Genomic DNA, 26,549 nt, shown 5'->3' on the forward strand with positions numbered 1-26,549 from the left:
GTATCTGGCACTCTGCATAACGCCCTGCCTGTTCTTCTCTGGCATTTGCCGCCAGAATGGATCATGTAAAACAGAATGCAGCCATCCTTTCCCTCAGCCCATGACGCACCGGCCCTTATCTCCTGCCATGGTCGGTTTTCGCTGCTGACCGAAGATGGGGAACTGCTCAGCCTGAGCGCGTCCGAAGTGCGCGAGCGCCTGCATGCCATGCCATGCCCGCTGGTTGTGCATGCGCCAGCCCTTGCCCGCAAACTCGGCCTGCCCCCTACAGGCCAGCCCGCGCCATGGCTGGACCTGCTGGAACTGTTCGCATTTGTCTTTCCCGCCCAAACCGTTGCACCCACGCCACGCGGTCTGGCCATAGCCCTTGGGCTGGATGAGCAGAACCTCCACACAACCGAGGCAGACCTGCTCCCCAACCTGTTATCCATCCTGCTGGGAGCGCTGGCACGGCAGGCTAAGGCTGGCCAGAGCGAACTGCTGGCAGCCTTTACCGTACGTCTGGGTCAGGCGGGCTGGGTCTGGACCGGCACCGTGGCCGAAACCATAGACCTGCGTGCCAGACTGACCAACAACGGCAAATTGGCCGAGGAGGCCACACAACCCACCGATGCTCTAAGGGTATGGCGGCATCTACCCAAATGGGAAGAGCAGGCCCAGCGCCCCCCGCCCGCCTCCAACCCCATAAGCCCGGCAGAGGCACGTGAACGGCTGACCCGCATACTGGGCAGCGAGGCGGAAATACGCTCCGGACAGGCAGATTTTGCCAGTGTCTCGACCGAAGCCTTTGCCCCGCGCGCCATGCGCGGAGACCCCGCTATTGTGCTGGCCGAGGCAGGCACAGGCACAGGCAAGACTCTGGGCTACATTGCCCCCGCCAGCCTGTGGGCCGAGCGTAATGATGGAGCTGTGTGGATAAGCACCTACACACGCCACCTGCAACGCCAGATTGAGCAGGAGACAAAACGCCTCTACCCCGACCCCGCAGCCCACCGCCAGCATGTGGTGTTGCGCAAAGGGCGGGAGAACTACCTGTGCCTGCTAAACATGGAAGAGGCCGTCAACAGCGCGGCCTCCCGCCCGGCTGGTGTAAGCATTGCCCTGTGCATGCTGGCCCGATGGGCAATGGCCACAGCGGATGGAGACCTGTTTGGCGGAGATCTGCCCGGCTGGTTTGGAGACCTGTTCGGCCACGGCAACCTTGCGGGTGTGGCCGACCGTAGGGGCGAGTGCATTCACGGAGCCTGCGCGCATTATCAACGCTGTTTTGTCGAACACTCCATACGCCGTGCGCATGATGCCTCTCTGGTCATCGCCAATCATGCTCTGGTTATGACGCAGGCCGCCTATGCACAGGCGGGCATGAGCGATGATGACGAGGCCGGAGCGCAGGCCAACACCCCCTCACGCTATGTGTTTGATGAGGGGCACCATCTGGCGGATGCCGCAGACAGTGCGTTCTGTGCCGAACTCTCCGGGCTGGAGGCAGCCGAACTGCGCCGCTGGCTACTGGGTGCTGAGGGCCGGCGCTCCCGGGCTCGCGGGCTCAAACGCAGGCTGGATGATCTGGTGGTTGGCCACCCAAAGCTGGAAAACCCGCTGGATGCGGCCCTGCTTGCGGCAACAGCCCTGCCTGCGCCGGGCTGGTCCACCCGTCTGGCACCAGAGGTGGCCAACGAACCACCACCACCAGAACCCATGGACCTGAGCACCCTGTTCCCACCCGAGCCCGTGGCCGACCAACCGGTTATGGAAAACCCGACGGAAGCTTTTTTGCGCCTGTTGCGCCAGCAGGCCATGGCCCGCTCGGCCGAGGGCGGCAAGCAGGCCATCCATGCTGCCATGGAATGTGACCTGCACCCGCTTATACCCGACATGGCAGAAGCCGGTCAGCAGCTTGCCCGCGCCCTTGGCCGCATTGTGGAACCCCTGCGCACCTTGAGCGAACGCCTGCAGGCCCGCCTTGAGGACGATGCAGACACGCTGGATGCAACTACCCGTGGCCGCATAGAGGCCATGACCCGCGCCCTGCGCCGCCGCGCCATCTCCCGGCTGGATGCGTGGATTGCCATGCTTGCTGCGCTGGACCAGCCGCCCGAACCGGGCAGCACCCCGGCACATGTCCACTTCATCCGCCTTGAAAGGCGTGAGAAACAGCGCATAAACGAGCAGGACGTCGGGCTGTACCGCCATTGGCTGGACCCGACCATTCCATTTGCGGGCATTATGGCCGTACCCGCACAGGGTATGCTCATGACGTCAGCCACACTGCGCGACCAGCAGGGCGGCGCACAGGAGAGTGACGAGGCAGAAATTGCATGGGAAGCGGCAGAAGCCCGCACGGGGGCCAATCATTTCCCTTCCCCTGCCCTGCGCGCCAGCCTGGCCAGCCCGTTCGATTACGCCCGGCAGACCCGTGCCTTTATTGTAACGGATGTGGACAACAGCAGCATTGTGGACCTGTCTGCCGCGTTCCGCACGCTGTTCCAGTCCTCTGGCGGTGGGGGGCTTGGCCTGTTTACCGCCATATCCCGCCTACGCGGCGTGTATGAGCGCATAGCTCCAACGCTGGAGAGCGAAGGCTTACCCCTTTACGCTCAGCATGTGGATGCAATGGACAACAATACGCTGGTTGATGTTTTTCGGACCGAAGAACACGCCTGCCTACTTGGCACGGACGCCATGCGTGACGGTGTGGATGTTCCGGGCAACGCCCTGCGTCTGGTGGTATTTGAGCGCGTTCCCTGGCCCCGCCCCGACATTCTGCACCGCGAGCGGCGTATTCACCTGTCTGGTGGAGATCCCAAGGGTTTTGATGACCGCATAGCCCGGCTCAGGCTACGGCAGGCGTTCGGGCGGTTGATCCGCCGCCAGTCAGACAGGGGGGTATTTGTTCTGCTGGACCGGCGCACACCCACAAGGCTTTTAAGCGCTTTTCCCAACGGCGTTGCCGTTGAGCGGTGTGGTCTTGCACAGACTGCGCGCCAGATTTCCGCCTTTTTGGCGGAGCAGGCCGGACAGGCGTAACCGGCCCGGCCCCGGACCGCTGTTTTAGAGCGGCTTCAGGTTGGTGGCTGCCTGCTTACCGCGTTCCTCCACCATGTCGTAGGACAGTTTCTGCCCATCATTCAACGCGCGCAGACCGGCTGCCTGTACAGCGGTAATATGCACAAACACGTCTTTCCCTCCATCATCGGGGGCAATAAAACCAAACCCTTTGGTGGCGTTGAACCATTTAACGGTACCTGTCGACATGAGCGAAGTCATCCTTATTTCGGCCAGTTACTCCTCCTGCACACGACGTGCCGCGAGGAGAGAGGACATTCTCCCCCATGACCGGGGGCGCTTGTCAATCACAATTCAGCCCGACCTGCCCTGAAGGCGCACAAAAATCCTTACGGATTGAGCGTGCTCTTGAGGAACGCAATGCTGCGCTCCTGCGCACTTACAAAGGCTTTTGCATTGTACGAGGCACGCTCCTCGCAGCCAAAACCGTGCTCCGCATCGTCGTACACATAAAGTTCCACTTCTGGGTGAGCAGCGCGAATGGCGGCTACATCGGTGTGGGGAATGCTGGTATCGCGCTCACCAAAATGTAATTGCACCGGGCAGTGCGGAGTCTCGTCCTTATGGGCAGCAATGCCCCCGCCATACCAGCCTACGGCTGCGGCAAAGTCATGCGTCCGGCAGGCGGCGTTCCATGCCAGTGCACCACCCCAGCAATAGCCGATCACCCCAACCTGCGCGCATTGAGCGCACGGGCCGCGGCCTGCACGTCCAGCAGAGTTTTGGCCAGAGGAATCTGTGCACGCAGGGCCAGCCCCTTCTGCACGCCATCGGTCGTATATTCCAGTTCAACCCCACGCTCGACACGGTCAAACAGGCAGGCGCGATAACATGGAAGCCCGCCTGCGCAAACCGCGCACACACGGTGCGGATATGGTGGTTCACGCCAAAAATTTCCTGCAGCACTACCAAAGCGTAGGGGTGCGTGCTCCGCTCGGTCTCCCATACGGCAAGCTCGTGGCCGTCGGCTGCCTCAATTGTGCGCATCTGTCCCATGTTCAATCTCCTTGTCAGGGATGAAGTTAAAACAAAAAGAAACTTCTTCCGCCTTCCTTGACTCACCTTGGGGGCGAACCTACTTTCTGCTCTAGCACTCCTTGTGGTGGAGTGCTAACGCGACGCGGCGTTATGTGTACGCGCGGTTCAAACGGGTGGCGCTGCTTTCTGACAAAGGGCGTCATCACAGCAAATGAATGTGGAGTGATCCATAATGACGAAGTTTCGTCCCTTACACGACCGGGTAGTTGTACGTCGCCTTGAAGGCGAACAGAAGACAGCCGGTGGCATCATCATCCCCGACACGGCAAAAGAAAAGCCGATGGAAGGCGAAGTGGTCGCTGTTGGTGCGGGTGCCCGCAACGAACAGGGTCAGGTTGTGGCGCTTGATGTCAAGGCCGGCGACCGCATTCTGTTTGGCAAATGGTCCGGCACGGAAGTGAAGATCGACGGCGAAGAGCTGCTGATCATGAAGGAAAGCGACATTCTGGGTATTGTCGCAGCCTGATCCGCTCTGATCCGACCGTTTACCTACAAAAGATCTTCACAGGAGAAATTCAATGGCTGCCAAAGACGTAAAGTTTGGTGCAGACGCACGCCAGCGCATGCTGCGCGGTGTGGACATTCTGGCCGACGCCGTAAAGGTAACACTTGGCCCCAAAGGCCGTAACGTTGTTCTGGACAAGAGCTTCGGTGCACCCCGCATCACCAAGGACGGCGTTTCCGTCGCCAAGGAAATCGAACTGGCTGACAAGTTCGAAAACATGGGCGCACAGATGCTGCGCGAAGTGGCCTCCAAGACCAACGACGTGGCTGGTGACGGCACCACGACCGCAACCGTGCTGGCTCAGGCCATTGTGCGCGAAGGTCTGAAGGCTGTTGCAGCAGGCATGAACCGATGGACCTCAAGCGCGGCGTGGACAAGGCCGTTGCCGTGGTTGTCGAGGAACTGAAGAAGAACGCCAAAAAGGTCACCACCCCGGCTGAAACCGCTCAGGTTGGCACCATCTCCGCCAATGGCGAGAGCGAAATCGGCAAGATGATCTCCGAAGCCATGCAGAAAGTTGGCTCCGAAGGCGTTATTACCGTTGAAGAAGCCAAGCACTTCCAGACCGAACTGGACGTGGTTGAAGGCATGCAGTTCGACCGTGGCTACATCTCTCCGTACTTCGTGACGAACCCGGAAAAGATGACGGCCGATCTGGAAAACCCCTATATCCTGATCCATGAAAAGAAGCTTTCTTCTCTTCAGCCGATCCTGCCCCTGCTGGAATCTGTTGTTCAGTCCGGTCGTCCGCTGCTGATCATTGCTGAAGACGTTGACGGCGAAGCGCTGGCAACTCTGGTTGTCAACAAGCTGCGCGGTGGGCTCAAGATTGCTGCTGTCAAGGCTCCCGGCTTTGGTGACCGCCGTAAAGCCATGCTGGAAGACATTGCCATCCTTACGGGTGGGCAGGTCATCAGCGAAGACCTCGGCATCAAGCTCGAAACCGTTACCCTGCCGATGCTTGGCACCGCCAAGAAAGTACACATCGACAAGGAAAACACCACCATTGTTGACGGCGCTGGCAACGGCGACGACATCAAGGGCCGCGTGAAGCAGATCCGTGCGCAGATCGAGGAAACCTCCTCCGACTACGACCGTGAAAAACTTCAGGAACGTCTGGCCAAGCTGGCTGGCGGTGTTGCCGTGATCCGCGTTGGCGGCTCCACGGAAATCGAAGTGAAGGAACGCAAGGACCGCGTGGACGACGCCCTGCACGCTACCCGCGCAGCAGTTGAAGAAGGCATTGTTCCCGGTGGTGGCACGGCTCTGGCCCGCGCAACCAAGGCTCTTGCCCACCTGCACTACCACAATGACGACCAGCGCGTTGGTGGCAACATCATCCTCAGCGCTCTGCAGGCTCCCCTGCGCCAGATCGCCCTGAACGCGGGTGAAGACGGTGCCGTGGTCGCCAACAAGGTGCTCGAAAGCGAAGACTACAACTTCGGCTTCGACGCACAGGCTGGCGAATACAAGAACCTGGTTGAAGCCGGTATTATCGATCCGGCCAAGGTTGTCCGTACCGCTCTGCAGGACGCAGCATCCGTTGCTGGCCTGCTGATCACCACGGAAGCCATGGTTGCAGAACGCCCCGAAAAGAAGGCAGCCCCTGCGGGCGGGCCTGACATGGGCGGCATGGGCGGCATGGACTTCTAAGTCACCCCAACCGGGTCTTGGGAATGTGGGAGTAGCTGGCCTGGCTGGCTACTCCGCTCCTTCCCAGGCTGGTATTAAGGGCGTGCAAACCTTCGGGTGTGCACGCCCTTTTTGCATTAAGGGTCTGCCGCAACATTATTTTTATGGCTTTTTAAGGTCACAAGTCAGATTGTAAAAATAATTCGCGATCAAACCGGATTGCCTCCCCAGTCATTCCGGAATAGATACAATACAATTAGGCCCATCGCTGCCTTGCACGAATCTGGCGAGCATCAATGGCTGCGTATTTTAAGGAGAACGCATCATCATGTCAGCGCGACCCTTCCAAGCTGTCAACCCGGCGAGAGGTCCAGTTATCCGCAAGACCATGGCTATTCTGTCGGCCAGCCTTGTAGCAGCACTTGGCTGCTCCGGGGCCTATGCTGCGGATGCAGCACCTCCCCCGATCGACACAGGGGATACGGCATGGATGCTTACCAGCACCGCACTTGTGCTGATGATGACCATCCCCGGTCTTGCCCTGTTCTATGCTGGCATGGTGCGCAAGAAAAACGTGCTGGCCACACTCATGCAGTCCTTTGCGCTGTGCTGCATCATGTCCATTGTATGGATGGTCGCAGGCTATTCGCTCGCCTTTACAACGGGTACGCCGTGGATTGGCGGCTTCTCCCGCGTGCTGCTCAACGGCATTGGTGCGCATATCCATAACGGGGCGGACGTGGGCTTTACACTGGGTGCGGACAGCCCCAATGCAACAACCATGACCATCCCCGAGAGCATCTTCATGATGTTCCAGATGACCTTCGCCATCATCACCCCTGCCCTGATCTCTGGTGCATATGCCGAGCGCATGAAGTTCAGCGCCATGTGCATCTTCTCCATTGTCTGGTCTTTGGTCGTCTATGCGCCCATCGCCCACTGGGTCTGGAGCCCGATCGGCTGGCTGGCGGGCCTTGGTACGGCTGACTTTGCCGGTGGTACGGTTGTGCATATCAACGCAGGTGTGGCCGGTCTGGTCTGTGCGCTGGTGCTGGGCCGCCGCAAAGGGTACGGGCAGGACGACCTTTCTCCTTTCAACCTGACCTATGCCGTTATCGGTGCTGCCCTGCTGTGGGTTGGCTGGTTCGGCTTTAACGCTGGGTCCGCTGTTGGTGCCAACGGCCGTGCAGGCATGGCCATGGCCGCAACCCAGATTGCCGCTGCTGGTGCTGGTGTATCCTGGATGGTGGCTGAGTGGCTGCGTTCGGGCAAACCCACGGTGTTGGGCGTGATCTCCGGCGCTGTTGGCGGGCTGGTTGCCATTACCCCCGCAGCAGGCTTTGTGCTGCCGGGCAGTGCGCTGATCATCGGCCTGATTACGGGCGTTGTCTGCTACTGGGGCGCCACATCCCTTAAACACATGATGGGGTATGACGACAGCCTGGACGCCTTTGGCGTACACGGCGTGGGCGGTATTGTTGGCGCGCTGCTGACCGGCCTGCTGGCTTACGGCCCCCTTTCTGCCACAGACGCTAACCCCACGGGTGTTGTCGGCTCCCTGCACCAGTTGCTTGTGCAGTCCGAGGCGGTGCTGGTGACCATTGTGTGGTGTGCCTTTGCCTCCTACATCATCCTCAAGGTGATTGATCTGGCAATCGGGCTGCGCGTAACCGCTGATCAGGAACTCGAAGGGCTGGATATGTCCCTCCATGGTGAGCGGATCAACAACTGAGCGGCTAACCCCACTCTTTTGAACAAAAACCTCCGTGCCACAAACACGGAGGTTTTTTATGCCCGCAGCCACGCACTGGCCTGCAAACCATGCTATGCTCCGGCCATGGCCATTTCCATTCTTCCCAGCTTGACGCTGCCGGACTCCGAGCTCGAAGTCAGCTATATTCTGGCTTCAGGCCCCGGTGGGCAGAATGTGAACAAGGTCGCAACTGCGGCCCAGTTGCGCTTTAATGCAGCACTATCCCCCTCTCTGCCCGAGCGGATACGCATACGTGTGCTGGAGCTGGCAGGCACCAAGGCCACGCGCGACGGCGTTATTGTAATTACTGCGCGGCGCTTTCGTACCCAGTTGCGTAACCGCGAAGACGCCATAGAACGGCTGGTCGCCCTGATCCGGGAGGCCGCACACCGCCCCGCCTTCCGTGTGGCCACACGTCCGGGCCGAGCGGCACGTCAACGTAGACTGGACGGCAAGGCCCACCGCGCCACCATCAAACGTGGGCGCTCCGCCCGGTTTGATGACTGAACACACCACGCATTGGCTTGCCCGATACTGAATACCCGCCAGCAGTTCTGACGGGATTACAGAGTATATGCGCATTAATATTTTATTCATGCTGAGCAAAGCCGTAAGACGAGCATTCCTCGTCCATGGTTTTTCATGATACTGATGGAACGTAGGCAGCATGGGGCTGCCGCTCAATCGTCCTCCTTGCATGAGGTATATTCATGACTGTTGTTGCACGCACCGGATTGGCCGCTCTGCTGCTTGGCTGCGCCACAGCCCTTTCCCTTCCCAGCGCCCACGCCATGACGGTGAAGGAGTGCCACGAGAAGTTCAAGGAAGCCAAAACCGCCAATACGCTCAAAGGCCAGTCTTTTAAGGAATTCAAGGCCAGCTCCTGCGATACGGCAGTACAGGCCCCGGCCCCCGCAACTGCTGCGGCAACAGCAGCCCCCGCCGCCGCCAAGACAGCAACCAAGCCCGAAGCCGCAGCGAGCGCTGAGGCCGAAAAACCTGCCAAGCAAACGGCAGCCGCCACCGCAGCCTTGGCCACAAATGCAACCCTGCCCACGGCCGTAGCTGCGCAATATGCCAAGCTCGCCCCCGGCAAGGCCCGCATGAAAACCTGCCTTGACCAATACAACGCCAACAAGACCAGCAATGCTAATGCTGGCCTGAAGTGGATTGAAAAAGGCGGCGGCTACTACAGCGTGTGCAACAAGCACCTGAAAGGCGAATAATTTTTTCCCACGGTTATGGGGGCACATTCCCCCATAACGTGGCGGCGCCTTTAGCGCGTGCGCCCAGTTGCAGGCATGACATACAGCGTATGTGTGCGATACGATATCCACACCCTGTGTGCGGCAAACCAGTCTGCTCCAAGCAGCATATCCACCGTATCCTGCACCGGAGCCACCGTGAGCACGGGTGCGTGCTCCTGCTCCTGCCCTACCTGCATCATGCCAAACTTATGCCAGTGATACGTCTGCTGGTGACCATCCACCCTGTGGTCAGCCCACCGGGGTCTGTGGCAAGCTGAGCTGCGCTCACGCCCATGCGCTCAGCCGCACGGGTTGAGACAATGCACGAGCGCGCCCCGCTATCGACCAGCGCCTCCAGAGCATACCCATCCAGTTCCACACGGGCGATAACCCTCTCGCCCGCGTTCTGCAGGGGGACTGCACGGTAAATATAGCGCCACCCCTGTGGCCCGGCACACTCAGGCGTTCCCACAGACCAGAAGGAGAGCGTGCCCTGCGCCACGTCAAACTCCACATCGTATCGCGAGAGCAGGTCCCCCCCGACCAGCCCTTCCACCGCAGGCTCCGTACGCGGCACTGCGGGTAAGGTGTCCACAGGAACAGAAACAGGGCCAAACTCCAGCCCCCCCATTTTAAAGGAGCGTACCACCGCATTGGGCACAATGCGGCCAGCACCCCCCGTGCCATGCACCATGGTATGCCTGCTCGGATCAAGCCGCGTGTCAAACAACGCTGCGGCCTCGGGCGAAAGCAGGCTGCCCTCCGAGCCGGTATCGACAATCATGCTTGCGGCATGGCCGTTCAAGCTGACCGGGATATTCAAGAACCCCTGATCATTCCGCAAGGCAACCCGCGCGACCAGCTTTGGGCAGGACTGGGCACTGGCCGCATATGGAACCAGCTCCAGCAAGGCCAGAGCCGCAGCCATGCCGTATAGCCAGTATCCCTTACCTTTTTGCTTGACCCGGGCGGGTGTCATGCCAGCTCCCGCGCAAAACGGTCCGTGGCATTGAGCAGGGCGGTCAGGATACCGGGTTCAAACAGGGCGTGGCCAGCGGCGTCAATCAGCTGGAAATCCGCCTCCGGCCATGCCCTGTGCAGGTCCCATGCCGTGCGCACAGGCGTTGCCATGTCATACCGCCCCTGCACAATTACGGTCGGGATGTGGCGTATGCGGTCCACATCAGCAATAAGCTGCCCTTCTTCCAGCCAGCCACCATGCACAAAATAATGGTTTTCAATACGGGAGAAGGCCAGAGCGTAATCGGCCTCGTCATGCTGATGTTCCATTTCGGGGCAGGGCAGCAGGGTCAGTGTGCGCCCTTCCCACAGGCTCCATGCCCGCGCGGCTTCCAGCCGCTCCTCCCTGTTGTCCGAAATCAGGCGTTTGCGGTAAGCGCCCATCATGTCCGCCCGCTCGGAGGCCGGGATGGGGGCTACAAAATCCTCCCATTTATCGGGGAACAGCCAGGATGCCCCTTCCTGATAGTACCAGAGCAGTTCGGCACGACGCAGGGTAAAAATACCCCGCAGCATCAGGCACTCACGCGTGCCGGATGCGCCTGCGCATAGGCCAGTGCCAGTGTAGACCCCCATGAACCACCAAAAACGGCCCATTTTTCCACACCACACAGGGTGCGCAGGCGCTCTATATCGGCCACAAGATGCCACGTCGTATTAGCTTCGAGCGAGGCATGCGGGCGCGAGCGGCCACAGCCGCGCTGGTCAAACAACACAATGCGGTAGCGTGCGGGGTCAAACAGCTGGCGCTGGGCTGCCGAGCACCCGCCCCCCGGCCCACCGTGCAGAAACACAACAGGAATACCATCGGGGTTACCACACTGCTCCCAGTAAACCTGATGCCCCTCCCCCGTATCCAGATAGCCATGGGCGTAGGGTTCTATTTCGGGCCACGGAGTGCGGTGGGCGGTGCTTGTCATAACCCTCAACCTTCTTTTTCATGGGTGTCGCGTTCCATTTGCGCACGCGGATGCGCACGCGTCCAGACATCAAGCAGACGCGCTTCATCCGCCAGCGTGTAGCGCTGCGTGGTGGACAGGCTGGCATGGCCCAGCAGTTCCTGAATAACCCGCAAATCCGCGCCGCCTTCCATCAGATGTGTGGCAAAGGAATGACGTAGGGCATGCGGCGTTATGTGTTCGGGCAGACCATTGCCAATACGCCATTCACGCATGGCCTTCTGGGCAATGGCGGGTTGCAGGCGCCCCCCCCGCACCCCGACAAACAGCGGGCTATCCGCTGTGGCCGCAGGGTGGCGTTTGCGCCATGCCTCCAGCGCCTTGCGCACAACAGGCAGCACAGGCACCAGCCGCTCCTTGCCTCCCTTGCCATGAATGCGCAGCACGCCACTGCCATCCATGCCCTGCAAATCGGCTATGTTCAGGTTCAGCGCTTCAGAGATACGCAGGCCACACCCGTATAGCAGCAAAAAGAGTGTTGCATTGCGCTGCTCCTCCATGGGCGTGCGCGCCATGCCGGCTATATCCTCCGGGGCGAGCAGTGCTGCCTCCCGCGCCAGAGGGCGGGGCAGCGTTTTTTTAGTGCGTGGCAAGCGTAAAAGCGAGACGGCCGGATTCTCCACCCCTTCCCTACGCGCCAGATATTTGAAAAATGACCGCAGGGCAGAAACGCGGCGTGCCCGGGTGCGCGCCGCCTGATCCGGTGTTGTCTTCCGTGCAAGGGGGCGCTTTGCCTGTGCTTGCGCCTGTGCAACCTCATGCGCAAGCCATGCCCTGAGGTCCCGCAGGCTCAGGCTGGCAAGGCCCTGCATATCCGGCGGCCCACCCAGATGCGTGGTCATGAACGCCAGAAAACGGGCCAGATCCCCCCGGTAGGCCTCTATGGTCAAAAGGGAGGCCCGTTTTTCCACCGCCATCCACGCCAGAAATTTTTGTACCGCGTCCTCGCCCGTCATACCCTTCCGCTCCCCCAGTGCTGGCGCCAGTGCATTACGTTCAGGCAAAAAGCCCCGCAGGCAACCCCTGTTCTTTAAGCACCCACACGCTTAAACAGAAAAGCATGGCAGTGGCACCTCCTCCCCCGCATGCGCATGACCCGGACATGCCCCCTCCCGCAGCGCAGGCAAGCGCGTGCCCGTGCTGCTGCCCATGCCCTTTGCCGGAGCGTTTGACTACAAAGCCCCCGCAGATATGCCACTCAGGGCGGGGGATATTGTCAGCGTTCCTCTGGGCAACCGCCGCCAGACCGGCGTGGTATGGGATAGCCAGAGCACCCTACCGCCCGACCTTGCCCAACCGGCACCGAACAAAACAGTTGCAGACAACCGCCTGCGCGCCGTGGCCGAACGGCTGGACCTGCCCCCGCTCAATGCCGAACTCCGCCATTTTGTGGACTGGGTAGCCGCCTACACCCTCTCCCCCCCCGGTATGGTGCTGGCCATGACCCTGCGCCTGCACATGAAGGGCAGCGCACCGGCCCCCGCAACCGGCTGGGTGGTGCAGAGCCCGCCCCCGGCCACATTACGCATGACCCCCGCACGCCAAAGCTACTGGCACTTATGGCAGACGGCACCCCCCGCACCACAACGGACATTGCCAGTGCCGCCGGGGTCAGTGCCGGTGTGGTCAAGGGGCTGGCGGATGCTGGAGCGCTACGCCCGGTTCTGCTGGAGCCTGCCCGTCCTTTTGCCCAGCCAGACCCCCTGCACCACCCCCCAACACTGGAAGGCGCGCAGGAGGATGCCGCCGCAGCCCTGCGCCAGAGCGTGCGGGAGAAAAAATTCTCCGTTACCCTGCTTGAAGGGGTAACAGGTTCAGGCAAAACGGAAATCTACCTTGAAGCCATAGCCGCCTGCCTTGAACAGGGGCAGCAGGCCCTTGTTCTGCTGCCAGAAATTGCGCTGTCCGCCCAATGGATGGAGCGCTTTACCCGCCGCTTTGGCGTGCGCCCCGCCGTATGGCATTCCGAAATCGGGCAGAAGGCGCGCCGCCAGACATGGCTGGGCGCTGCCGACGGATCGGTTACGGTAGTGGTTGGCGCACGCTCTGCCCTGTTCCTGCCGTTTTGCAACCCCGGCCTGATTATTGTGGATGAAGAGCACGAATCCCTGTTCAAACAGGAGGAAGGCGTCATTTACAACGCGCGGGACATGGCGGTTGTGCGCGGCAGGCTGGCAGGTTTTCCTGTTGTTGTGGTCTCTGCCACCCCCAGCCTGGAAACACTGACCAATGCACAGGCCGGGCGTTACCAGCGCCTTGTCCTGCCCACCCGCCATGGCGGCGCATCCTTGCCACAAACCCACCTGCTGGACATGCGCGACGCCCCACCCGAACGCGGGATGTTCCTCTCCCCCAAGCTGGTGGAGGACATAGCTGCCACTCTGGGGCGGGAGGAGCAGGCCATGCTGTTCCTCAACCGCCGTGGGTATGCACCCCTCACGCTGTGCCGCACATGCGGGCACCGTATGGAATGCCCCCACTGCACGGCATGGCTGGTAGAGCACCGTAACCGGCAGGTGTTAAGCTGCCATTACTGTGACCACACAGAACCCATGCCCCCCGTTTGCCCAAGCTGCAAAACCGAACACAGCCTGACCGCCATAGGACCGGGAATCGAGCGCATAACCGAGGAGGCGCGCCAGCTCTTCCCCGATGCGCGTATTCTTGTCATGTCGAGCGACACACTGGGCGGCCCTGCCGCTACGGCAGAAGCCGTGGCCAAAATTGCCCGCCGCGAGGTGGACCTGATTATTGGCACACAGATCGTGGCCAAGGGCTGGCACTTCCCGCATCTGACACTTGTTGGCATTGTGGATGCCGATCTGGGACTTGGCGGGGCGGACCTGCGGGCGGGGGAGCGCACCATCCAGCTTTTGCATCAGGTAGCCGGGCGCGCGGGACGGGCCTCCGCACCCGGGCGGGTTGTGCTGCAAAGCTATACGCCGGAACATCCGGTCATGCAGGCGCTGCTTTCTGGCGATTTTGACCAGTTCATGGAGCAGGAGGCAGAACAGCGCCGCCCCGGCTTCTGGCCCCCATACGGGCGGCTGGCGGCCTGATTATCAGCGCGGACACCCCACAGGCCGCGGACGAGGCCGCCGCCCGCTTTGGCCGCACGGCACCTTATGGAGAGGGTATTCAGGTACTGGGGCCAGCACCGGCCCCACTGGCGCTGCTACGCGGGCGGCACCGCCGCAGGCTGCTGCTGCGCACATGGCGCAACATTGCGGTGCAACCCATATTGCACCGCTGGCTGGGACTGGTGCAGCTGGACAGGCACATGCGGGTTGAGGTGGATATAGACCCCGTATCCTTCCTGTAACCTGCCGCAGGCCTTAATTGGGCACTTAGTCGTTGGCGGGCTTGGCTGTGCTGGTCAGCACGGTGGAAATGGTCTCACGCATCACCATAACGCGCACGTTGGGTGCAATTTCCACTTCCACTTCGCTCGAATCTTCCTTGGTGCGCTGCACAACGCCCACAACACCACCGGCGGTTACAATCCGGTCGCCCCGGCGCAGAGCCTTGAGTTCGGACTTGAGCTGCTTCTGCCGCTGCTGCTGCGGGCGGATGAGCAGAAAATACATGATGGCAAACACAGCCACAAACGGCAGGAAGGACATAAGCCCCGAAACACCGCCAGAGCCTCCGGCTGTCTGGGCGTATGCAGCAGGGATAAGAAAATCGGACATAAGGTTACAGACCTTCAACAATGGCTGGTTGCGAAAACAGAAGAAGTGACCATAATTTTCAATCCCTCCGCGTCAAGCTCCCATGCGAGGGAAAGAGCGCCAGAAAGACCTTAATAAGGAATAAAAACCGATGGACCAGACCCTACTGCCAACATTGGACCGTATTGCCTCGGCTCTGGAGCGCCTTTCCCCTCCCCCTGCAACGCTGGATGGGGTGGATGGCGCGGATGCTTTTGTGTGGCTGCCAGAGCGCGGGCGGCTGCTGCCCATACCCCATGTGGCCCACGTGCCCGTTGACCTGCTACAGGGCATAGACCTGCAACGGCGCATTCTGCTGGAGAACACGCGCCACTTTGCCCACGGCCTGCCTGCCAACAACGCCATGCTGTGGGGCGCGCGCGGCATGGGCAAGTCATCGCTCGTCAAGGGCGCGCACGCGCTGGTCAATCAGGTGGACGGCAGGCCCTGCACACCGGGTGCGGGCCGGGTGGCGCTGATAGAAATCCAGCGCGAAGACCTGACCAGCCTGCCACTCCTGCTCAGCCTGCTGCGTGAGAACCCGCGCCGCTTTATCCTGTTCTGCGATGACCTGTCGTTTGAGAAGGAGGACCGCGATTACAAAGCCCTCAAATCCGTGCTGGATGGGGGCATTGCAGGGCGGCCGGAAAATGTTCTGTTCTACGCCACATCCAACCGCCGCCACCTGATGCCGCGTGACATGATAGAAAACGAACGCGCGACCGCCATAAACCCGTCCGAGGCCACGGAGGAAAAAGTCTCCCTCTCAGACCGGTTCGGCCTATGGCTTGGCTTCCATGCCTGCGAGCAGGATACCTACGCCGATATGGTCAAAACCTACGCCCGCGCACGGAACCTGCCCATTGCTGGCGATGCCCTGCTGGCCCGCGCCAATGAATGGGCCATTACCCGTGGCAGCCGCTCCGGCCGTGTGGCATACCAGTTTGTGGAGGCCCTGACCGCCGAGCTGGCCGCGCATTAATTTGCCAGACTGCCCCCTATGGTCTTGCATCGCGCAGGCCTATGCGTTGAGAATAGCATTCGCAAATGGCAGCATCACACCGATGCTGCGGGGGTCCCCCTGATTCGAGGCGCCATGAACCAGACAGTACCGCCCTGCCCTGACGATGCATCCTTTGGTGCGGAAACACGCTACAGCACAACGGACATACGCAGGGTACGCTCAAACCCCGACTACTGGTACCCGGTCGCATGGTCGCGCGAACTCAAAGCAGGCAAAACCATAGGCACCCGCTACGCAGGCATGCCCATAGCACTGGTGCGCCCGGTGGAAGGCCCCGTTTTTGCTCTGGAGGACCGCTGCGCGCACAGGCAGGTGCCACTCAGCAAGGGTGTTGTCTCGGGCAGTTTGGTCAAATGTTGCTACCATGGCTGGGCCTATGGCCGCTCTGGCCGGTGTATTGATGTGCCCTATCTGGGCAAGGGCAAGCTGCCCAACGGTGTACGCACCTTCCCCTGCCGCGAGCAGAACGGCATGATCTTTGTCTTCCCCGGTGACCCGGAGAAAGCCCAGAGCGTGCCGCTTGCCCCCCATCTGGCCAAGGCAGACAACCCCGCTTACAAAACCCGCTATTTTGGCCGCAAGGTCGGGTGCCACTACAGCTTCATGCATGAGAACCTGATGGACATGAACCACCAGTTCATGCACTCCAAACAGATGGGGCAGATGAAGCCCCGCTTTCTGGGCCAGAAGCGCGAGCCCGGACTGGTGGAAGCCCGCTACAGCTTTGCCCGCACAGGCGGTAAGCAACCATATGGCGAGGCGCTGATTTTTGGCGAGCGGCGCGATGCATCGGACAAGTTCCAGCACCGCGATGTCATGACCATCCGCACCGAATACCCTTACCAGACCCTGCGTATCCAGACAGGGGATGAAGACCCGGTCATGGACCTGTGGATTGTGTACACCCCCCAGAGCGCGGATGAACTGACCAACCGGACCTTTGGCCTGCTCTCGGTCAAACGCCCCAAAATTCCGGGTATTCTGGACCTTGCATGGCCACTGCTCGTAGCCTTTACCGAGCGGATTTTTGCCGAAGACCGCGAAATTGTGGAACTGGAGCAAGCCGCGTGGCGCGAACTGGGCGGCGACCATAACGTGGAAGTCTTCCCCGTTATCAACGCACTCAGGGCTCTTCTGGTTGAATGCGGCATTCCCCCTGCCAGCGAGTCCCATGCCTGATACCGGACCTTTGTTGCTGGATGCTGGACCGTATCTGTTACGCCCGCTCCAGCCTGATGATGCAACCACCCTGCACCACCTCGTCAACGACTGGGAGGTGGTGCGCATGCTCAGCCGCCTGCCTTTTCCCTACCCGCGGGATCTGGCGGATAACTGGATTGCCTCAACCTGCCAGATGCAGGCGCGGGGCGAGGGGTACCATTTTGCCATAACCACACCCGGTGGGGCTTTTCTGGGCTGTATTGGGGTGCGTATCCAAACCCTGCCACAGGTGGGGCGCGTGGGCATGATGGGCTACTGGGTTGGCCGCCCTTACTGGGGGCAGGGTATTGCCACCCATGCCGCGACCCGCATGGCACGCTGGGCCCTTGCCCATCTGGACATTACCGCCCTGCGCGCAACGGCAGCGCAGGATAATGCCGCCTCCATCCGTGTGCTTGAACATGCGGGGTTCCGCCACTGCGGCACCGACAGGCAGATGTTTACCGCCCGTGGTACGGAACTACCTGTTGCCATAATGGAAGCCAACCGGACCGATCTGGACATGAGCACCACACCCATTCCCCCCCAGAGCACCCGCAAGCTTGTGCTGGTCAGTGCAGCAGCACTGATAGATGCACGCGGCCACATTCTGCTCGCCCGCAGGCCGGAGGGCAAAAGCATGGCCGGGTTATGGGAGTTCCCCGGCGGTAAGGTAGAGCCGGGAGAAACACCCGAGGCGGCCCTTGTGCGCGAACTGCATGAGGAACTGGGGCTGGATATGGCACGCGCCTGTCTGGCACCCTTTACCTTTGCATCCCACGCCTACCCCGGCTTTGATCTGCTGATGCCCCTGTACATCTGCCGCCGCTGGCAGGGCACCCCCACTGCGCGGGAGGGGCAGAAGCTGGCGTGGGTCGCCCCCTCCGCCCTGCGCGATTACGCCATGCCAGAGGCTGACCTGCCGTTTATTCCCCTATTGCAGGCGTTATTATAGATCGTAACCACAACCCTGATATGTAGAATGTGGGCAATCCGTACATAAAATACATTCTTGACGAAGGATAAGAACACGGATTAACCAGAACACAGAATGTTTCCAACCGGAGACCTTCCCTCGTGATTTGTTGGGCCGGCTTGCGGCGAGGTAAAAAAAACGCGCTAAAGAGGCTTTGACGGCGCGCATAATCCGACGTCATGGTTTCCACGGTCAATTTGAGAGCCCAAACCCTGCGGATGAGCGCAACCCTGCGCACGCCCCGTGGTTTGGATCAGGCACGAAAGAACCGGATACTAGTCCCATGAGTGATAACCAGACTTCCTCCCCCAAGGCGTGGCGCCCGGCCACACGTCAGCTCCATGCCGGTCTGGAGCGCACTGAATATGGCGAAACCAGCGAGGCCCTCTTTCTGACCTCCGGCTTTGTGTATGACAATGCCGAGCAGGCGGCCAAAACCTTTACGGGTGAGGTCACACACTACCAGTACAGCCGCTTTGGCAACCCCACCACAGCAGCGCTTGAAAACCGCCTTGCCGACCTGGAAGGGGCCGAGGCCTGCGTAACCACAGCCACAGGCATGGGGGCTGTATCGTCCGCCCTGCTCTCCCACGTAACGGCTGGCGGGCGCGTTGTGGCCTCCCGCGCGCTGTTTGGATCCTGCCACTGGATTGTCAACCATCTGCTCCCCCGTTACGGCGTGGAAACCGTATTTGTGGATGGCGAGGACCTGACCCAGTGGGACGAGGCGCTGTCCGTCCCCACCGATGCGGTGCTGCTGGAAAGCCCGTCCAACCCCATGCTCGATATTCTCGACATTGCCGCCATTTCCGAGCGGGCCCACAAGGCCGGGGCCATTGTAATCGTGGACAATGTGTTTGCCTCCCCCATCTTCCAGAAGCCACTGGAGCTTGGGGCCGATGTGGTGGTCTATTCGTGTACCAAACACATAGATGGTCAGGGCCGTGTGCTGGGTGGGGCCGTGCTGGGCCGCAAGGACTGGATTACCGAGACCCTTCAGCCCTTCACCCGCAACACCGGCAACGCGCTCTCCCCCTTTAATGCGTGGGTCATGCTTAAAGGGCTGGAAACCCTGTCCCTGCGGGTGGAAGCCATGGCCCGTAACGCTGCTGCCGTAGCGGACTACCTTGCCTCTGCTCCGGGGATCAAACTGGTGCGCTACCCCGGCCGCAAGGACCACCCGCAGTACGAACTGGCCCAGCGCCAGATGAGCGGCAACGGCACACTGGTGGCGTTTGTGGTCGAGGGCGGGCAGAAAGAGGCCTTCGCCTTTATGAACGCGCTGGAACTGATCGCCATTTCCAACAATCTGGGCGATTCCCGCTCGCTGGTCACGCACCCGGCCACCACCACCCATTCCAAGATCAGCCCCGAAGAACGGGCAGCCCTTGGCATTACCGATGGTGCCATCCGCTTTTCTGTCGGGCTGGAGGACAGTGCGGACCTGATAGACGACCTTGCACGTGGTGTTGCCGCTCTCAAGGCGCTGTAAAAACTCCATAACCTGCGTACAGTGTGCGCCCGAGCCAGCGTAAGCCCGGCTCGGGCCACCACCACGCAGGACGTACCCCATGTGCAGCATGGCGGATCGCGCTTTGCACAACCCCCATGTTCATGATACTGGCTCCCTCTTCGCATCCAATGCGGACCTGGCGCACGGAACGGCTGATCTGGGCCGAACCTTTTTCCATTTTGCAGGAGCTGGAGACTCATGGCCGACTGGGCCGTTGCCCCCTTTGCACAATCCCCGGAAGATGCTCTGAACGACCTGTTTTCGCCACTTCCGGTGTACGAGGCCATTACAGAGGTATTCGCGTTCAGGTGCAGGTCTTCTGGCTACCCGACCAGTCCGAACCAGACGAGCACAGTTACTGCTGGGTTTACCGTATCCGCATTGGCAACGACACCGTCCGCCCGGTGCAACTGCTGGAGCGGACATGGCATATTACCGACACATCCGGCCGGACCGAATATGTCCATGGCGAGGGTGTGGTGGGTGAACAGCCGATTATTCAGCCCGGCACTCTTTACGAATATACGTCCGGTGCATCCCTTTCCACGCCCGGTGGGTTCATGCGCGGGTCTTACCTGTTGCAGACCACCACGGACAAAACACGGTTTGATGCCGTCATTCCCGCCTTCAGCCTGGACAGCCCCTTCCAGAACCACCAGCTCCAATAACCAAAGCAGGAGACCGGCATGAGCGTGCCTGAGCACAACACGGACCGCCCCACCCAAAAAGAGGCCGAACAGGCCGTGCGCACCCTGCTGCGCTGGGCGGGGGATGACCCAACGCGTGAAGGTCTGCTGGACACGCCAGCCCGCGTTGCACGCGCGTACACCGACTTTTTTCGGGGTATGAGATTGATCCCGCCAACCTGCTGCGCCGGACTTTTTCCGAAGTGGATGGGTATGACGAGATTGTGCTGCTGCGTGACATCCGGTTTGAAAGCCACTGCGAGCACCATCTGGCCCCCATTATTGGCCGCGCCCATGTCGCCTACCTGCCACGCCAGCGGGTTGTGGGCATTTCCAAACTGGCCCGTGTGGTGGATGCCTATGCCCGCCGCCTCCAGATTCAGGAACGCATGACGGCCCAGATCGCCAACACCATCAATGACGAGCTAGAGCCTCACGGCGTGGCGGTTATTCTTGAATCCGCGCATGAATGCATGACAACACGCGGCGTGCATAAACCCGGTGTATCCATGGTGACCAGCACCATGCTTGGCGTTTTCCGCGATAATTCGGACACACGGCGTGAGCTGATGGCCATGCTCAGCCGCCCTGCCGTAAGCGACTACTAAGCCACGCAAATACCCCGGTGCCACACTGGCTACCGGGGGCCTCCCCCAGCGCTCCCCCATAATACAGGGGCGCGCTAGATGGGGTTAAATGCTGATGTTGGCGCCAAGCACCTTAAGGAACTGGGCAAGCCATGCAGGGTGTGCAGGCCATGCGGGGGCACTCACCAGTTCTCCGTCCGTTACCGCTTCTGTCACAGCAATATCGGCATAGGTGCCACCTGCGAGTTCCACCTCCGGCCTGCATGCAGGATAAGCCGATACAGTGCGCCCCTTGATAACCCCGGCTGCGGCCAGCAACTGCGCACCATGGCAGATGGCGGCCATGGGCCGGTCCGCAAAGGCACGCACAATCTCGATAACACGCGGGTTGAGACGCAGATATTCAGGTGCACGGCCACCGGGGACAATAAGGCCCAGATATTCGTCCGTATCGATCGCATCAAAATCCGCAGTCAGCGTAAAGGCATGGCCGGGTTTTTCGCTGTAGGTCTGCGCGCCCTCAAAGTCATGGATCGCGGTCAGGACCTTGTCGCCCGCCTTCTTGTCCGGGCAGACAACATCAACCCGGTAGCCCAGCATGGACAGAGCCTGATAGGGGACCATGATCTCATAGTCCTCCACGTAATCTCCGGCCAGCATCAGCAGTTTGACATCATCAGTCATGGTGTGTGCTCTCCTTCAGCCCTTCACGCAGGCGGGGCATCAGTTCCACAAAGTTGCAGGGACGGTGGCGGCTATCAAGCTGGAACACCAGAATATCGTCCCAGCCTTCCTTGACCGCACCTGTCGATCCGGGGAGTGCGAACAGGTATGTCCCGCCCGCAACACCCGCAACAGCGCGGGACTGAATGGTGGATGTGCCGATCTTCTGGTAGGACAGCATACGAAAAAGCTCGCCAAATCCTTCAATCCGCTTTTCCATAACCCGCTCGAACGCCTCTGGTGTCACGTCGCGGCCGGTCACGCCTGTGCCACCGTTGGTGATGACCACATCCACCAGCGGGTCGGCAATCCATGCGCCAAGCTGTGCTGCAATCAGGTCCGCGTCGTCAGAGACAATGGTGCGGGCGGCAACGCTGTGCCCTGCGCCCTCGATCCGTGCGACAAGGGCTGCGCCGGATGTGTCCGTCTCCAGCGTGCGCGAATCCGAAACAGTCATGACAGCAATACGCACGGGCAGAAACGGTCTGTTTGTATCAATTCTGGACATGGCTGACTGTTATATCTCCGCAAGTATGATGCAAAAACGCATCAGAGAAATGAATAATAGCCATCTGGGGCAGAAAATAGCCACATCTAGGCAACCTTTTGTCTGCACAAACCTAAAAAACATTTAAACACCGGGGTTGTTCCACCCCGATAAACCATGATTGATCTTGGCGCTCGCGCAAAAGACCAATCCAAAGACAACAAAATTGGGATCATGACCAAACGTATTTTTTTTCCTTTTCGCACCCTCTGGCTTTTTGCCGTTCTTTTCCCTCTTCTGGCTGTGGCGCTGCCTGCACGGGCGCAGCTTCTGCCCGGCGGCAACAGTTCTATTGGTCTTTTACCCAGTCTGGAAGTTGATAACGAGGCCAATCTGGTCGAGGACCCCGGCCCCCTGTTTGCCGCCCCCTACGGCAAGGACCATTTTTTTGGCGACTGGGGCGGCGCGCAGCCATGGCTGCTCAGCCATGGCATTCATATCCTGGCCGATGTGCATGAAGAACTGGCAGGCAACTTCCGTGGTGGCCGCAAGCAGGGCGTGACCAATGCAGGCCAGGTTGGTGTTGAGCTGGACGTGGACTGGGGCAAGCTGACCAACACGGACCTGTTCAAGAACTTCTGGACCCATATGATGGTCGTCAACGGCCACGGACGGAACCTGAGCACGGACTATATTGGAGACTCCATTGGCGGCGTGCAGCAGATTTATGGCGCACGCGGCAACGTGGTTGCTCACCTTGTGTACCTGTATGCCGAAAAATCCTTTTTGCATAACCATCTGGATATCAGCGCGGGCTGGATTCCGCCGGGCAGCTTTTTTGCCGCCTCCCCTCTGTTCTGCATGTATATGAACGTGGCCATGTGCGGTAACCCCGCCCCCACCAAATACACGGAAGGGTCACGTGACTGGCCATCGGGCAACCTCGGGTTTGTGGCCCGTGTCATGCCCACGAGCGAGACCTACATCATGGGGGCGCTGTTTGCCGTCTCCCCCCATTCCTTCAACGGTGGCATTTCGGGCTGGGCATGGGCGCAGGATGGTCTGGGCAAGTTCTCCTCCCCCGTGGAAGTGGGCTGGCTGCCCAAGTTTGGCAAAAACCACCTGAACGGGCACTACAAAGCCGGTTTTGGCTACGATAACTCCAGCTACCCCGACCTTTTGGAAGATGGGCAGGGCAATGCGTGGATCACCAGCGGCAGACCTGCCCGCTACCGTGCAGGCCGTGCAAGCGCATGGGTGATGGCCGACCAGATGCTGATGCGCAACGGTGATGGCCCAACCAACGGCCTGATCGCTCTGGCAGGCTGGATGTGGGCCGACGGGCACACCACCGCCATGTCCCACCATATCTGGGCTGGCATGGTAGAAACCGGGGCCAAATGGGGCCGCCCGATGGATAGCGTAGGGGTCATGTACCAGTGGGAGCTGATGAGCCGCGCCTCAACCTTGCAGCAGGAAGCCGCAAGCATGGCCGGTGTCCCCTTCCCCGCCAACCAGTGGGGCAAGGTATGGGGTATTCAGTCGCACGAAAATATTTACGAAGTGTTCTATAACGCCCATGTGGCTCCCGGCATTTCGTTGCAGCCGGACTTCCAGTACATCAACCGCCCCGGCGGCAGCACCGTCTTCCACGATGCCGCCGTTATGGGGTTGCAGTTCAACGCGGTTCTGTAATTAACGCGGGGGCGTAAAATGCTCCATCGGGCGCAGGCTCAGCAGCCTGCCCCGCAGAGGGGCAAACTGCTCGGCGTGGCAGGTGAGCAGAATGATCTGCAACCGCGTTGCTGCGTCGGACAGAACGTCAAACAGGGTTTCCAGCCTTTGGGAGTCCGAAAAACTCAGCGCATCATCCAACACCAAAATGGCTGGTGCGCCGCGTTTGTGCAGCAGCTCGGCAAAGCCCAGCCGTACCAGAACAGCAATCTGCTCGCGTGTTCCATCGGACAGGTCCTTGACCTCCTCCGCGCGCTGGCGGGTTAAGCCGGTCAGGGCGAACTGCGTATCCATCTCCAGCGCAACACCGCGGAACAGGGCAGAAAAAGCCGGTTGCATAGCCTGCACCAGCGGGGCGAGATACCGCTCGGTCTGTGTAGTTTCGGCCTTGAGCAGTGTGCTCTCCAGCAAGGCAAGGGCTGCGCGCTCGCGCTCGCAGGCAGCCTGCTCACCCTGTAGGCGCGTGGCATGGCGCTGCGCGCTGGCAAGTTGCTCGTCCAGCCCTTCCCCTTCCGCCTGACGGATGCGTGTTTCGCGCTCCCGCAGGTTCATGGACAGGGTTTTAACCTGCTCGCGCGCGTGCTCCATGCCCTGCTCACGCCGCAGAATCCCCTGCTCCACCACGGCCAGAGGCTCCTCCTGCTGGCGGGTCTGTGCAATGCGCTCCAGTGCCTCCTGCGCCTGCTGCTGCTGCTGCCCGCTTTGCGCAATACGGACCAGCAGGTCCGGCTCCGGCTCACGCGAGAGCCACACATCCAGCTCCCTCTGGCAGCGTTGCAATGCCTGCTGCTGTTGCATGGCCTGAGCCAGAGCCTGCTCCAGCCGGGTATGTGCCGCACGCTGCTGGTCCGATGCAGACTGCTCACACTGGCGGGCCACCTCAACCGCAGCAAGCAGCTCCTGCTCCTGCCTGTTGGCCGCATCCATATCCGGTTGCGGGCTAATCCCCTCACCTTCTGGTGTCAGGGCGGCCTGTTCACGCGCCAGAAGGGCTTCCTGCTCGTGCAAGGTCTGCCGCTGGCTATCCAGAGCACGGCCAATGCTGCTGACATCGGATACGGACAAAAGCGCCATGCACTCGGCTGCGGCCTGCGCCACCTCACGTTCCATCTGCCGGTAAGCCTCATGCTGGCTTTCGGCCTGATCGGTGCTGTGGCACCCGACCTCGCGCAGCAGTTCGTCCACAGCTGTCTGGGCGGCTGCATGGGCTTTGTGCAATGCCGCATGCTGCTGCATGGGTGGGCTTATGGTAAAGCGGCCCACACCATCCACCACCAGTTCGGCCACATCTGTCAGGGCTTGTGGGGTTATTGGGCAGGGTTGCCCGTTCAACCAGACCGTTCCTGCAGCATCGGGTTCCAGTTGCGCCACAAAGCGTGTGGCCTGCGCATGCATATGGGCCTGTGCCTGCTGCAAAGCCTGCACGGCTTTGGCCAGACGCCGCATAAAAGCCCCATCCACGCGCATGACCTGCAGGCTAGCCTGTGCTTTTTCCAGCTTTGCGTGGGCCGCCTGCGCGCGCTCAAACGCTGCACGTTCGCGCGCAACACTCTGCCGGGTCTGAGCCAGTGCAGCAAACAGCACAACACGAGCCAGCACGGCACGGGCCTGTTGGTGCTGCTCCGTGGCTGCCGCCAGCCGGGCCTGTGCCTGCACCAACGCCTGATCTGCCTCCCGCGCTAGGCGCTCCAGTTCGCTCCGGGTGCGTTGCCCCTCCGCCAGAGCCTGCTCCAGCCGGGCAATTTCCGCCCGGTGGGTGTGTCGGCGCTCCTGCTCGGCCTGCGCATACTGGAGGGCCTGCCCCGCTGCGTGCAGCTGTGTTTGCGCAAGCTGCTCCTGATCCGCCAGAGCGCGCAACTGGTCGCGCTTTTGCCTGAGCATGAGCAGTTTTTCCTCCTCCTGCCTGCGGCGTTCGGGGTTTTCGCTCTCGGCCAGTGTGCGGCGGATCTGCTCCAGCGCGTGAATATCTTCACGCAATGCCTCCTTACGTGCCGCAAGTGCTGCAACCTGCGCCTGCGCCTGTGCGCTCTCCTCCTGCACCTGTTTTAAACGGCCTGTGGTTTTACCTGTGGCCGCAGTCTGATACTGGGCAAGCTGCCTACGTACCAGTGCCAGCATAGCGCTGGCCTCGGCCGTGCCTGTTACGCCCTGTAGGCCCTGTTGCAGGCATGCTTGCAGGCTGCTCCGCCCGGCACCTTGCAGCGCAGGCTGGGCAAAGCTCTCACCCTGCGCCACCAGCAGGGCGTTCCACAGACCTGCGGCCTCGCCCTTGCTGACTTTTTCCAGCTCAAACAGGGCTTGCAGCCGCTCCTCCGCTTCGTCCCCATCAAAGCGCTCGGCCCCCAGATCAAGGCGTGCGAGCTTGCCGTTGCCAAACTTCTTTTCCAGCCAGCAGGACTGATTGTTCCACGTAAAACCAACGCCAACATGGGGCGAGCCCCCGCCATAGGGCAGCAGGTCACGGACCGGTTGCGCCTTGGAACCATGCCGGAGTGTGAGTGCTGCCCGCAGCGCCATGAGCACCGTGGATTTGCCCGCTTCGTTCGGGGCGGCCAGTACGTTCAACCCCGGCCCCAGCCCTTCCACCCGAATGGGCGAGGTAAAGCGGCGCACGGCTTCAAGCTGGATATCCGTCAGAATCATGGCTGCGCCCTCCGCACGTCACCCCAGAGCAGAAAGAGCCTTTGCA

The 26,549-nt window shown here is 60.8% G+C and carries 18 protein-coding genes, 6 pseudogenes and 1 riboswitch; of the genes and pseudogenes, 14 read left to right on the forward strand and 10 right to left on the reverse strand.

What is annotated here, in order from left to right; genetic code table 11:
• Nucleotides 1-75: 75 nt before the first annotated feature.
• Nucleotides 76-3,027 carry an ATP-dependent DNA helicase gene (locus tag JCM25146_RS09115; protein WP_025827467.1) on the forward strand — a complete coding sequence of 984 codons (2,952 nt, stop codon included), beginning with the start codon at nucleotides 76-78 and terminating at the stop codon, nucleotides 3,025-3,027.
• A gap of 24 nt (nucleotides 3,028-3,051) precedes the next feature.
• On the opposite strand, the gene JCM25146_RS09120 is transcribed toward JCM25146_RS09115, so the two are convergent.
• Nucleotides 3,052-3,255, reverse strand: a complete 204-nt coding sequence (locus tag JCM25146_RS09120; RefSeq protein ID WP_025827469.1) for a cold-shock protein — start codon at nucleotides 3,253-3,255, stop codon at nucleotides 3,052-3,054.
• 140 nt (nucleotides 3,256-3,395) lie between these two features.
• Nucleotides 3,396-4,062, reverse strand: a pseudogene (locus JCM25146_RS24900) (dienelactone hydrolase family protein).
• Nucleotides 4,063-4,276: 214 nt separating this feature from the next.
• On the opposite strand from JCM25146_RS24900, the gene groES reads away from it, so the two are divergent.
• The 5 genes and pseudogenes from groES (at nucleotide 4,277) to JCM25146_RS09150 (ending at nucleotide 9,220) form a co-directional block, all read left to right on the forward strand.
• Nucleotides 4,277-4,570, forward strand: a complete 294-nt coding sequence (gene groES / locus JCM25146_RS09130) for a co-chaperone GroES (protein WP_025827471.1) — start codon at nucleotides 4,277-4,279, stop codon at nucleotides 4,568-4,570.
• A 52-nt stretch (nucleotides 4,571-4,622) separates the two neighbouring features.
• A pseudogene (gene groL / locus JCM25146_RS18435) lies at nucleotides 4,623-6,262 on the forward strand (chaperonin GroEL).
• A gap of 367 nt (nucleotides 6,263-6,629) precedes the next feature.
• Nucleotides 6,630-7,973 carry an ammonium transporter gene (locus tag JCM25146_RS09140; protein ID WP_051544169.1) on the forward strand — a complete coding sequence of 448 codons (1,344 nt, stop codon included), beginning with the start codon at nucleotides 6,630-6,632 and terminating at the stop codon, nucleotides 7,971-7,973.
• 105 nt (nucleotides 7,974-8,078) lie between these two features.
• Complete coding sequence (gene arfB / locus JCM25146_RS09145) at nucleotides 8,079-8,501, forward strand: alternative ribosome rescue aminoacyl-tRNA hydrolase ArfB (RefSeq protein ID WP_025827475.1); 423 nt, start codon at nucleotides 8,079-8,081, stop codon at nucleotides 8,499-8,501.
• A gap of 203 nt (nucleotides 8,502-8,704) precedes the next feature.
• Entirely contained in the window at nucleotides 8,705-9,220 is a 516-nt protein-coding gene (locus tag JCM25146_RS09150; RefSeq protein WP_025827476.1) for a hypothetical protein, read from the forward strand.
• A gap of 50 nt (nucleotides 9,221-9,270) precedes the next feature.
• Here the strand turns inward: JCM25146_RS09150 and JCM25146_RS18440 are convergent.
• The 3 genes and pseudogenes from JCM25146_RS18440 to JCM25146_RS09165 form a co-directional block, all read right to left on the reverse strand.
• Nucleotides 9,271-10,169 (reverse strand): annotated as a pseudogene (locus JCM25146_RS18440) (retroviral-like aspartic protease family protein).
• Nucleotides 10,170-10,216: 47 nt separating this feature from the next.
• Nucleotides 10,217-11,181 (reverse strand): annotated as a pseudogene (gene pip, locus JCM25146_RS18445) (prolyl aminopeptidase).
• 5 nt (nucleotides 11,182-11,186) lie between these two features.
• On the reverse strand, nucleotides 11,187-12,176 hold the full coding sequence (locus tag JCM25146_RS09165) for a tyrosine recombinase XerC (protein ID WP_025827477.1): 990 nt from the start codon (nucleotides 12,174-12,176) through the stop codon (nucleotides 11,187-11,189).
• 193 nt (nucleotides 12,177-12,369) lie between these two features.
• Between JCM25146_RS09165 and JCM25146_RS18450 the strand changes: the two are divergent.
• A pseudogene (locus JCM25146_RS18450) lies at nucleotides 12,370-14,542 on the forward strand (primosomal protein N').
• Between the two features lie 25 nt (nucleotides 14,543-14,567).
• Here JCM25146_RS18450 and yajC read toward each other — a convergent pair.
• Nucleotides 14,568-14,912, reverse strand: coding sequence for a preprotein translocase subunit YajC (yajC, locus tag JCM25146_RS18455; RefSeq protein WP_035372311.1), 345 nt, complete (start codon nucleotides 14,910-14,912; stop codon nucleotides 14,568-14,570).
• A gap of 130 nt (nucleotides 14,913-15,042) precedes the next feature.
• Here yajC and JCM25146_RS09180 point away from each other — a divergent pair, with 130 nt between their 5' ends.
• The 4 genes from JCM25146_RS09180 to metZ all read left to right on the forward strand — a co-directional run bounded on the left by JCM25146_RS09180 (nucleotide 15,043) and on the right by metZ (nucleotide 19,622).
• Nucleotides 15,043-15,912 (forward strand): ATP-binding protein, encoded by an 870-nt coding sequence (locus JCM25146_RS09180; protein WP_025827478.1) that lies wholly within the window; start codon nucleotides 15,043-15,045, stop codon nucleotides 15,910-15,912.
• A 114-nt stretch (nucleotides 15,913-16,026) separates the two neighbouring features.
• Nucleotides 16,027-17,133 (forward strand): aromatic ring-hydroxylating oxygenase subunit alpha, encoded by a 1,107-nt coding sequence (locus JCM25146_RS09185; protein ID WP_025827480.1) that lies wholly within the window; start codon nucleotides 16,027-16,029, stop codon nucleotides 17,131-17,133.
• Nucleotides 17,126-18,109 carry an 8-oxo-dGTP diphosphatase MutT gene (mutT, locus tag JCM25146_RS24535; protein WP_025827482.1) on the forward strand — a complete coding sequence of 328 codons (984 nt, stop codon included), beginning with the start codon at nucleotides 17,126-17,128 and terminating at the stop codon, nucleotides 18,107-18,109. Before JCM25146_RS09185 ends, mutT begins: the two co-directional genes overlap by 8 nt.
• Before the next feature lie 109 nt (nucleotides 18,110-18,218).
• Nucleotides 18,219-18,298: riboswitch (SAM riboswitch) on the forward strand.
• 115 nt (nucleotides 18,299-18,413) lie between these two features.
• Entirely contained in the window at nucleotides 18,414-19,622 is a 1,209-nt protein-coding gene (gene metZ, locus JCM25146_RS09195; RefSeq protein ID WP_025827484.1) for an O-succinylhomoserine sulfhydrylase, read from the forward strand.
• Here the strand turns inward: metZ and JCM25146_RS09200 are convergent.
• Nucleotides 19,609-19,821: a hypothetical protein gene (locus tag JCM25146_RS09200; RefSeq protein ID WP_025827486.1), complete on the reverse strand. Its 213-nt coding sequence runs from the start codon at nucleotides 19,819-19,821 to the stop codon at nucleotides 19,609-19,611. The genes metZ and JCM25146_RS09200 overlap by 14 nt on opposite strands.
• A 130-nt stretch (nucleotides 19,822-19,951) precedes the next feature.
• On the opposite strand from JCM25146_RS09200, the gene apaG reads away from it, so the two are divergent.
• On the forward strand, nucleotides 19,952-20,311 hold the full coding sequence (apaG, locus tag JCM25146_RS18460) for a Co2+/Mg2+ efflux protein ApaG (protein WP_242401031.1): 360 nt from the start codon (nucleotides 19,952-19,954) through the stop codon (nucleotides 20,309-20,311).
• A gap of 18 nt (nucleotides 20,312-20,329) precedes the next feature.
• A pseudogene (gene folE, locus JCM25146_RS18465) lies at nucleotides 20,330-20,937 on the forward strand (GTP cyclohydrolase I FolE).
• Nucleotides 20,938-21,021: 84 nt separating this feature from the next.
• Here the strand turns inward: folE and JCM25146_RS09215 are convergent.
• Together JCM25146_RS09215 and moaB are read right to left on the reverse strand one after the other, a co-directional pair.
• The gene (locus JCM25146_RS09215; RefSeq protein WP_025827488.1) at nucleotides 21,022-21,600 is read right to left on the reverse strand and encodes a DJ-1/PfpI family protein; all 579 of its coding nucleotides are present in this window, start codon (nucleotides 21,598-21,600) and stop codon (nucleotides 21,022-21,024) included.
• Nucleotides 21,593-22,147 carry a molybdenum cofactor biosynthesis protein B gene (gene moaB / locus JCM25146_RS09220; protein ID WP_025827489.1) on the reverse strand — a complete coding sequence of 185 codons (555 nt, stop codon included), beginning with the start codon at nucleotides 22,145-22,147 and terminating at the stop codon, nucleotides 21,593-21,595. The genes JCM25146_RS09215 and moaB overlap by 8 nt, the downstream gene beginning before the upstream one ends.
• A 213-nt stretch (nucleotides 22,148-22,360) precedes the next feature.
• Here moaB and JCM25146_RS09225 point away from each other — a divergent pair, with 213 nt between their 5' ends.
• Nucleotides 22,361-23,821 carry a carbohydrate porin gene (locus JCM25146_RS09225; protein ID WP_025827491.1) on the forward strand — a complete coding sequence of 487 codons (1,461 nt, stop codon included), beginning with the start codon at nucleotides 22,361-22,363 and terminating at the stop codon, nucleotides 23,819-23,821.
• Here JCM25146_RS09225 and JCM25146_RS09230 read toward each other — a convergent pair whose 3' ends face one another.
• Nucleotides 23,822-26,503: an AAA family ATPase gene (locus tag JCM25146_RS09230; RefSeq protein WP_025827493.1), complete on the reverse strand. Its 2,682-nt coding sequence runs from the start codon at nucleotides 26,501-26,503 to the stop codon at nucleotides 23,822-23,824.
• Nucleotides 26,504-26,549 lie beyond the last annotated feature (46 nt).

The sequence above is a fragment of the Acetobacter okinawensis JCM 25146 genome, from assembly GCF_000613865.1.
GTDB lineage: Bacteria > Pseudomonadota > Alphaproteobacteria > Acetobacterales > Acetobacteraceae > Acetobacter > Acetobacter okinawensis.